Annotated in this window: 5 protein-coding genes and 1 pseudogene; 5 read left to right on the top strand and 1 reads right to left on the bottom strand. The window is 44.8% G+C overall.

The genetic code is table 11. The annotated features are described in order from the left end of the window. The first annotated feature begins 81 nt into the window (after positions 1 to 81). The 4 genes from NHN17_RS24530 (at position 82) to NHN17_RS24545 (ending at position 6,654) form a co-directional block, all read left to right on the top strand. Positions 82 to 774 carry an IS6 family transposase gene (locus NHN17_RS24530; RefSeq protein ID WP_255045292.1) on the top strand — a complete coding sequence of 231 codons (693 nt, stop codon included), beginning with the start codon at positions 82 to 84 and terminating at the stop codon, positions 772 to 774. Between the two features lie 242 nt (positions 775 to 1,016). Further along, positions 1,017 to 1,850 carry a helix-turn-helix domain-containing protein gene (locus NHN17_RS24535; protein WP_255045294.1) on the top strand — a complete coding sequence of 278 codons (834 nt, stop codon included), beginning with the start codon at positions 1,017 to 1,019 and terminating at the stop codon, positions 1,848 to 1,850. A gap of 549 nt (positions 1,851 to 2,399) precedes the next feature. Next, on the top strand, positions 2,400 to 5,255 hold the full coding sequence (locus NHN17_RS24540) for a family 78 glycoside hydrolase catalytic domain (RefSeq protein ID WP_255045295.1): 2,856 nt from the start codon (positions 2,400 to 2,402) through the stop codon (positions 5,253 to 5,255). Next, complete coding sequence (locus tag NHN17_RS24545) at positions 5,245 to 6,654, top strand: sulfatase family protein (RefSeq protein WP_255045296.1); 1,410 nt, start codon at positions 5,245 to 5,247, stop codon at positions 6,652 to 6,654. The genes NHN17_RS24540 and NHN17_RS24545 overlap by 11 nt, the downstream gene beginning before the upstream one ends. 279 nt (positions 6,655 to 6,933) lie before the next feature. Here NHN17_RS24545 and NHN17_RS24550 read toward each other — a convergent pair. Further along, positions 6,934 to 7,626: pseudogene (locus NHN17_RS24550) on the bottom strand (IS6 family transposase). 598 nt (positions 7,627 to 8,224) lie between these two features. On the opposite strand from NHN17_RS24550, the gene NHN17_RS24555 reads away from it, so the two are divergent. Beyond that, positions 8,225 to 9,943, top strand: coding sequence for an amidohydrolase (locus NHN17_RS24555; RefSeq protein ID WP_255045297.1), 1,719 nt, complete (start codon positions 8,225 to 8,227; stop codon positions 9,941 to 9,943). The last annotated feature ends 184 nt before the right edge of the window (positions 9,944 to 10,127 follow it).

A 10,127-nucleotide genomic window follows, 5' to 3' on the forward strand; every position in this document is an offset into this window, starting at 1 on the left:
ATTTATTCAGGTATTCAAACAGCACCGATGCCTCAACGTTTACTTAAATTAGCTGAGGCTCGGTGGTAATCAGGTAGCATTATGACTATCAACTTTTCCGGTCGCCACTTTCCTTCCGATATAATCCTCCAGGTTGTTCGCTATTACGTTTCTTATAAACTCAGTTACCGTGAGATCGAAGAGATCATGGCTGAGCGGGGCATCCACGTTGATCACTCAACCATCAACCGATGGGTCATCAAATATTCGCCATTGCTGGAGCATCGAGCTCGCGGAAGAAAGAAACCTGTCGCCTCTTCGTGGCGGATGGATGAGACTTATATTAACGTCAAAGGTCAGTGGAAGTATTACTATCGAGCCGAAGATAAATACGGTGATGTGATTGATTTTCTACTGCGTGAAACGCGAGATAAAAAGGCAGCGAGAGCCTTTTTCCAAAAGGCCATCGGCCAACATGGGCTACCCGAAAAGGTGGTGATTGACGGCTGTCATTCCAACGCATTGGCACTGCATCATCTCAATGTTGAGCTTTGGCAGAATGGTTTGATGCTCAATCTAATTGAAGTCCTTCAAGTGAAATACCTGAACAATATTGTTGAACAAAGCCACCGCAGAGTAAAAGGGAAAATGCACCAGGCACTGGGCTGGAAATCTGACGAAGGTGCAAAGGCCAGTTTAGCTGGAATAGAGCTGTGGGCGATGATTAAAAATGAACAGCTCGACAACCCTGATGGTTTATCCGTTTGGGATGAATTCTATGCGCTTGCAGCCTAATTATATCTGGAAATCAGTACGCTTGTACTTCAGCATAACTTTGCGACAAAACCCTAGTGAGCGAATCAAAGGTAAGGGAGCACTTGTTAATCATTGTGTGATTGCAAATCCTAGCCGAGAAATTTGTCGAAATGACGCTTTAGACACGTTTTTTTTGCACTAAAGGAAATACTATTTCGTATCGAATATTAAAAGTATCAAGGCCGTTGTTTTGAGATTAATTTCAAAGGCTTGGGGGCGCAATGATCTATCTAAAATCAAGGGATTTTTTCTTAAACTCTAGAAGCAATATCACCACCTACCTTCGCTCCCCGCAAAAGCCATGCCCAGAGCATGCCCACGCATTTGAAGAAATCATTATTATCTCTCAGGGTGCGGGTACTCATGTTGTCAATGATGTGCCAATGCACCTTAGCCGTAATTACGTATGCTACATAAAAAAACACGACAGGCACCTATTTGAAGGTGTGAACGGCTTATGCATAAATAACATTCTATTTAAACGCGATGAGTTGCCGATGAGCACTGAGTTAAAGCGCTTTATGCCCAACCCCAATAGTCCAGAGCCGGGCTGGTTTATTGATGAGAAAACGGCTAGCTATGTGGCATGCTTGATTGAGCGCTTGCACGTTGAAGCTCATCGTGACAGTGATGAGTCAAGGATCCTGACGCAGGCACTCTTTCAGCAAATCGTTATTGAGCTTTGGCGTGGCAAGATCAGGAGTACCCACCTACTCAGCAATGAAGACAAGCTCACCTATGGGCTAGCCTATATTCAGGAGCATTACGCAGCAATCAACGAGATCGATGATGTTGCAGAGAGCCTTGCACTCACATCACGTAAACTGTCAGGCGGGGTAAAAAAGCTGACGGGAATGAACTTCAATCAGTACTTACACCACACCCGTATGAGCAAAGCTTACGCTGAGATCCTATATAGCGAGCGTTCAATTACTGATATAGCACTGGATGTTGGCTATCAGGATAGTAGCTACTTTGCCACCAAGTTTAAGCAGATCTTTAAGGAAACCCCGAGCGATGTAAGATCAACACCGAAAAAGCCTGCGTATCCGTAGGCTTGATTGGTCAGCTAAATGTTTTATCGCTGAATGAGATACCCATCCTGCCCGCTTTTGCAAAACTACTAAAATTCATGCCAAACCCTTCCGATATCTAATAGTGAACACCACTAAAACCTTAGTAAGATTTCGATATTGGAAAAGGGGTTATATATCCGCAAAAACAGTGAGATAACCCCGGTAATCAATACAGACAAGTTTTTACAGATTATGGCGTTGAGCTAGAAGGATCAACATAGATATAAATACAAATAGTTGTTGGAATCTACTTCCTATTTTTGATTGCAATTGGATGGATCTTTCGAACCTTTACCAGCAATACTAGTGATTATTTTCGCGGCGGCGGTAAGATGCTGTGGTGGATGGTGGGCTTACTGTTGGTTAAGTCAGTCAAATTGAACATTGAAGAAGTCTAAGAAGCAGCGCCTGCTGAAAATATGGTCTAGGTAAAGTATCAGGTTTTAATAGAGCGTGGGCTTACCAAATATCTGTTCAATACACTTGGGTAGATGCACTCATGCTCTACATCAACATTACGGTAATAGTATGCAAAGTGAGTTTTTACCGCAGCCGCTGAGTTCATATACCGAGCTTGGTGATTGCTCTGTGACAAGTTTATGTACCGATTCATGCAATGAGCCTGCGCCTAGTTTGTTGCTGGTTGAAGGGGTGGTTTTGCCACTCAATATTCATAACCCAACCCCACGATTCTCTTGGCGAGCAAATGTAGCGATTCAATCACATTACCAGCTCCAGATTGGGCTGGATCCGCAAGATTTTGAGAGCGATTCTAGCCTTATTTGGGACAGTGGCAAGGTAGCCAGCAATCGGTCGCGAAATGTCTGTTATCAGGGGCGGCCTCTTCCTGCTGGCAAACGGCTATTTTGGCGAGTGAGGGTCTGGGATGCAAGTAAAACGGTAGCTTCACAGTGGAGTAGTGTTGAGTATTTTGAATATGGCTTATCGAATCGCAGTGATTGGCAGGCAAGGTGGATTACAGCAGAGCCATATGTTGCACCAAATCAGTTCGCCTTATCGTCATGGATAGAGTTAGTATCGCATATTGAGACCGAAGATGGTCAGCATGAGGCTCCAGCCAAACAAGCGTTGAAAAATAAGCGTTCAGCAACCTTGTTTCGACGTGAGTTCCGGCTCAGCAAAGAAGTGCTACGGGCCAAGTTATATAGTACCGCAGCTGGCTATTATGAGATCTTCGTTAATGGTGACAAGGTATCTAAGCGAATTATGGATCCCGGTCAAACTGATTTTGATAAGCGTATTCTCTATAACTCTGATGATATATCTGAATGGCTTCAGTCTGGAGACAATGCGATTGCCATTCATCTTGGCAGCGGTTGGTATGACGAGGGGATTGCATTTAGCCATTGGCAGAATCCGGATGATCTACAGTCCAATCAGCAGAGTCATGGATACTCCTATGGCCAGCCTAGCCTGATTGTACAGCTAAAGCTTGAGTATCAAGATGGTACCAGCGAAACCATCGTCAGCGATGAACAGTGGTTGTGCCGGCCATCTGCGGTGCTCAAAGAGGGAATATTTAGTGGTGAGTTTTTTGATGCAAGTGCTAGCCTCCCATCCTGGAATGAGGCCACCCCGATGGATCAGCATGGCTGGAGTCAGGCAACCTGCTTGGTTCAGTGGCCAACAATTGCATTAGAGCCACAGCTGCAGCCACCTGTACAGGCTGTTCGAGAGATCAGACCAATAGCCTTATTTCAACCGAAGGCAGGTGTCTGGGTGTTCGATTTTGGACAAAACTTTACCGGCATCCCCACCTTAAACCTTGCTTTATTAGACTTAGTTCCAAAGCAAACCCTGTATCTCAGATACGCTGAATGGGCTGACGCTGAAGGCAATATTAGCCAGCTAAGTATGGGAGGATGGGCGACGCACCTGAACGCTGTCGATGGCTATCGAGCCGGTGGGGCTTCCATCAGGGATTGGACCCCTTCATTTTCCTGGCATGGTTTTCGATATATTGAGGTGACAGGGCTGACTAAGCGGCCAGCCCTTGAGGCGCTATCAGCACAACTGATCCGCAGCAGCGTTAGACGAGTTGGCCACTTTGATTGTTCTGATAAGCGGCTTAATCGCATTCATGATACTGCGCTGTGGACCTATGAGAGTAACCTTATCGGCGTGCCTCTTGATTGCCCTAATCGTGAAAAGGCTGGATGGACCGGGGATGCACATGCCTCACTAAACACCGCCAACTTCAACTTTGATATGGAGACATTTTGGCGCAAGTATTTGATAGATTTTCAAACCACGGAATATCTTGCCCCCATTGTGGTGCCAGGAAAAAGGACCGGAGGGGAGAAAATTGACTGGGCGGTGGCAGAGGTATTCATCGCATGGGAGCACTATCGTCATTATGGAGATATACAGGTACTGGAAAACCAATATCAAAATCTTGATGAATTCATGAGTTATGCCCACTCCCAACTACAAGATAATATTGTCAATCAAGGCTTTGGTGACTGGTGTGATCCCGTCAGCTATCCAGGAGAGTCAAGGTCTGGTGGGCGAGGTGTTTCTCAGTGGACAGCGGTTGAGATCACCAGTACCGCTTTATTGGTGAAAGCTGCCAGCAGTATGAGCCAGATTGCGAAGGTATTAGGCAAGCATGCTGAGTCGGTATTATATCGTCAGTTATTTACCCGGACTAGCTCGAGTTTTCATCACAAATACTATTCCGCAGAGCTGCAAAATTATGGCAGTCAAACGGCAACAGCGATGGCTCTAGCCTTCGATATCACCCCCGTTGGTTTTCGCCAAGCCGTAGCAGAAGCTTTGAGCCGAGATATTACCGATAATTGGCAGGGGCATTCGTCAGTCGGAGCGCTTGGTCAATCATGGTTATACCTGGCATTGAGTGACTACGGGCACCAAGATGTGGCGTTGAATATCTTTAAGGCGAATGGGTTTCCTGGTTTCTCCTATCTGTTTGATGAGCTGAACGGTACCACGCTGTGGGAACGCAAATGCGACTATGACCCAAATGGAGTACGTGGACCAGTACGTTCGCTAAATCACCCGTTCCATTCAGGCTATGATGCTTGGTTCTATCAAGGGCTGGGTGGGATACGCTTGTCAGATAATAGTGTTTCCTTTCAAGAGTTTATACTCAGACCTGTCTTCCCACAATCGCTGGAGTATGTGGACGTTAGCCTAGAATGTCCACATGGTGAGATAGTGAGTCGTTGGACTCGGCAGGAGCGAAAGATCATCTGGGAGGTGACCATACCGCAAAACACCCATGCACAGGTTATCTTGCCTTCTCAGCCCGCACAGCGTTTTGCTGCAGGTAGCTATATTTTTGATATTGCATTGGATAGAACCCATGCAGCGTTATGTTATGAGGGATGTAATGAACTTTAGTGATACAAAACCTAATCTACTGTTGGTATTTTCTGACCAGCATCGGTGGTGTGACCTTGGTTATATGGGTAATAAAGAGGTGCTTACACCGAATTTTGATGCCTTTGCTGACAAGGCGGCAGTGATGAGTCATTGCATATCAAACACTCCGGTGTGTGTACCAGCACGGGGCTCACTTTTAACGGCGTTGACCCCTGTCAGGCATAAGGCGATATCCAATGACTTGGCGATTGACCATCAGGTACAAAGTATTGCCCACCTGATGAATGATGCGGGCTATCATACCGGTTATGTTGGCAAGTGGCATTTGGCAGGCATTCCTAGAGATGCAGCGATTGCTGAGGATCATCGACTAGGTTTTTGCGAGTGGAAGGTGGCTAACTGTACTCATGATTATATGGACAGCTATTATCATGATGAGCAGAACCGTTACCATAAAATTGATGGCTATGAGCCAGAAAATCAAACCGACCTGGCTATTCAATTCATTAAAGACCATAGCTTGGTTGAGCCATGGGGGCTAGTGCTCTCATGGGGCCCACCACATGATCCTTATGATCAGGTGCCTGATAGGTATAAAGTACTTTATCAAGATTTAGATCCCGAACTCAGGGGAAATGTGACAATCCCAGCCTATTACCGACCCGGGCGAGAGTTGGATGAGCAAGGGCTCAAGCAATCATTAAGGGGGTACTATGCGCATATTACTGCACTGGATGAGCAGTTTGGGCGTTTGCTAAGAACCTTAGAAGAGACGAATCAACTCGACAATACCATTGTCGTATATACCAGTGATCATGGCGATATGCTTGGTAGCCAAGGGGCAACCAACAAACAGTGGCCATATGATGAATCAATTCGAGTCCCCTTGATGGTTTATTGGCAGGGACACACTAAGCAGCTGTGGTCGGATGAATTAATAGGGCTTATTGATCTGCCAAGCTCTCTCATGCAAATGATGGGGCTCGAATTTGATCTTGCGAAGGATAATAAGTCAATTGATGGCAAGAAGCTGGCAGGCTTGTTTTTTGATCCCGGTGCGCAGGGCCAATCAGCATGTTACCTAGCCGATCATATTGCCTGTCACCAGGCCTATTGGCGTGGCGGCTCAGAGTGGCGAGGCATAAGAAATAAGCGCTATACCTATGCCTGTATGGCGACAGGAGATGAGTTTCTTCTATATGACAATGAGTTAGACCCCTTGCAGCGCAGGAATCTGGTTGACGATAAGGATTATCAAGGAATAAAAAATAGTCTTCACCAAGAACTAGTGTCGCTGGTGAACCAGTATGATGGCTTTTATCCCTATAAAGAGTTTGTAATGCAGTACGGATTGCTGGAAGAGTGGAATGTCAGTCAGAATTATTTTGGGCTGCCAACGATTGAAGATACCCCCTAAATAGAATTTGCTTATCATGGACAGTTTTCCATACGAGCTATTGAAGCTGGATGTCGAGTTTACCTAGCAAACTACGATGCAGAGAATGACTCTTGTATGGCCTGCAGGATACATTATGATAGCAACACTGATGTATTCACCCATACGGAGTATGGTTCAGCTACCGACACTTTCCTTGCGGCAAGTGGGAAGAGAGCCCTCAGGAATGCAAGACCAGCCGAAAACCGGTTATGTCGCAAAGTTATGCTGATGCACAAGCGTACCGATTTCCAGATGCAATTAGGCTGCAAGTGCGTAGAATTCACCCCAAACTGATAAACCATCAGGGTTGTCAAACTGTCTATTTTTAATCATCGACCACAGCTCTATGCCAGCGAGTGTGGCTTGGGCTCCTTCATCAGATTTCCATCCCAGGCACTGATGCATCTTACCTTTCACTTTTCGGTGGCTTTGCTCGACCAGGTTGTTCAAATACTTAACTTGAAGCACTTCAATCAGGTTGAGCATCCTTCCTGTTAGCCAGAGTTGGACGTTGATATGATGCAGCGCTAACGCATTGGCACCACTCTTATCAATAACCACCTTTTCTGGTAATCAGTTATGGCCTATTGCTTTCATAAAGAAGGCGCGAGCGGCTTTCTCATCACGGTGTTCACACAATAAAAAATCAATGACATTGCCGTACTTGTCAACGGCTCGGTAGTAATAATTCCACTGACCTTTGACGTTAATGTAAGTTTCGTCCATCCGCCACGAAGAGGCGACAGGCTTATTTCTTCCGCGAGCACGATGCTCCAACAATGGCGCATATTTGATGACCCACCGGTTGATGGTTGAGTGATCAACATGGATCCCCCGTTCTGCCATCATCTCTTCGATTTCACGGTAGCTGAGTTTATAAGAAACGTAATAGCGAACAACCTGGAGGATGATGTCGGAAGGAAAGTGGCGACAGGAAAAGTTGATAGTCATAATGCTAAAGGTAATGAGTGCTGACGGAGATCCTAACTCAGCACTCCTGTTTGCGACATAACCCAATAGAGAGACATGTGAAAATTAGGAGTGCCGCAACACCTTTTGACCCTCAATACCAAGAATACTTGGCGAAGAGAAAGTCAAAAAGGCAATGTCGTAACTCTTGGCATGAACCTACTCTCACTGCTTTATAAGTTGCTGGGTGCCAAACGGTGCTTTCGTGAAGGCTTGAGCCTAGTGCGGTGAAAGTTGCATGCTGGGTTCTTAGAGGGACGACACTTGGTAACAGGTGTCGTCTACTCGACAAAGACGTGTAGCCTAGTCTGAGTCAACACACCCTTGGACAATTCCATCATAGAGCCGGCGTGATCCGTTTTGTGACGCGGTCACAAATTATTCAATAATGTTCATTGATATTCTACTTCCGACCGTTACTCTTCCCTTCCTTCCAAACGCCCACTTCTAATGTAGCCGCCGCTTTGCACACTTAATGTGCAAATCTGTCACGCGGTAAAAAAAAACTGGTACTAGGTAAGAGTCAACTAAATGGTTAGCGTCAATATTGTTTTCTAATCATCTGAATATGGAGTGTTTAATGAACAAGAAAATAATGATTCCCATAACCTTACTATGTGCTTTCGGCTTAGTCGCGTGTAATGGTTCTAGTAATAAAAATGAAAAAATAGCTGCTGATGCCGTTTTCTACAACGGTCATGTAATCACAATGGATGGAAATCGTACGACAGGTACATCCCTAGCAGTAAAAGACGGAAAAATAGTTGGTATAGATGTGCCTGTTTCAAACTATAGTGATTCCGAAGTTGAGCTAATCGACTTAAAAAATAACACTATTGTACCTGGCTTTATTGATGCTCACGGCCACTTTGCAATGGTTGCGCAAAGTATCAACTTCGCAAACTTATCTCCTTCCCCCGTTGGAACTAGCGACTCCATTCCGTTACTAGTACAAACTATGCAAGAGTTCTGGAAAGATAAAGAACTCGCTGAAGATCAGTGGTTGGTGGGGACTGGTTATGATGACTCACTACTCGCAGAAAAAACTCACCCCACTCGTTACGATTTAGATCAAGTGAGTACCGAGATTCCAATAGTAATTGTCCATGTTTCATTTCACCTAGCAGTAGTTAATAGCAAAGCCCTAGAGTTACTTGAAATCGATGAAACAACTGAAGACCCTGCTGGAGGCAAGATCGTTCGCATTGAAGGAACCAATACCCCTAATGGTGTACTCGAAGAAACTGCAATGTATTTGGCTATGGAAGGACTAAACTCTGCTCCCCAAACACCGGAAAACACCATAAATGCATTCAACATGGCACAAGATTATTACGCAAGCTTTGGCATTACGACAATTCAAGATGGTGCGGCTTCACCTGAATCTATTCGTCTATATGAAGCGATGGGAAATAAAGATGTGCTATTTCTTGATGTAGCGGCTTACCCAACATGGGATGCTTATACAATGCTTGGAATTGAAGGGTATAAAACATCACAAGAGTACGCTAATCACTTCCGTATTGCAGGTGTTAAGATGATATTGGATGGCTCACCGCAGGGGAAAACCGCTTTCATGACGCAGCCATACCTAAACCCACCAATAGGAGAGTCTAATGATTATGTTGGATATGCCTCTCTAACAAAGTCTTTTTTAGAACAGAAGCTTAGGGGTTATTTGGACTCCGGAACACAATTTATCATTCATACAAATGGTGATGCTTCCGTTGATTTGCTTTTGGATGCTCTAGATGACATTTCATTGGAGTCTGATAACTTCGAATTGATTAGACCCGTATCGATCCACTCACAAACAACGCGAGATGATCAACTAGAGCGAATGGTTGGCTACAACATGATACCTTCATTCTTTTCCGCTCATACTTTCTTTTGGGGGGATTGGCATATAGACGAAGTATTCGGCATCGAAAGAGCTGAACGTATCAGCCCTACTCGATCAGCCTCCAACCTTGGTATTCAATACACTACTCACAATGATTCACCAGTAGTGGATCCGGACATTATCAGGTTGATGTATAACACTGTTAATCGTCGAACTCGCTCAGGAAAAACTCTAGGAAATGATCAAAAAGCGACCCCATACGAAGCACTTAAATCAGTTACAATAAATGCTGCATACCAGTACTTCGAAGAGGATCTCAAAGGCAGCCTTGAAGTTGGAAAAATTGCTGACCTGGTGATTTTATCAGACAACCCACTAACGGTATCTCCAGACAAAATTAATGAGATAGAAGTGCTTAGTACTTACAAAAACGGTATCAATGTGTACTTGAAGTAAACACATATAGTTAGTGGACGTTTCTTTACGGCTCACAATAATTGGTGAGCCGTTTTGAAAGTATTGCTATTCACCAAAATTATCGGCCTGTGAACTCCTCCACCGTTAGTAAGCGCGTCATAAACCCCACATTCAATTAAGCTTTCCCGAAACGTATGATTTTGTTTTCATTCAAATGGAGACA

The organism is Photobacterium pectinilyticum, from assembly GCF_024357955.1.
GTDB classification, from domain to species: Bacteria; Pseudomonadota; Gammaproteobacteria; order Enterobacterales; family Vibrionaceae; genus Photobacterium; species Photobacterium pectinilyticum.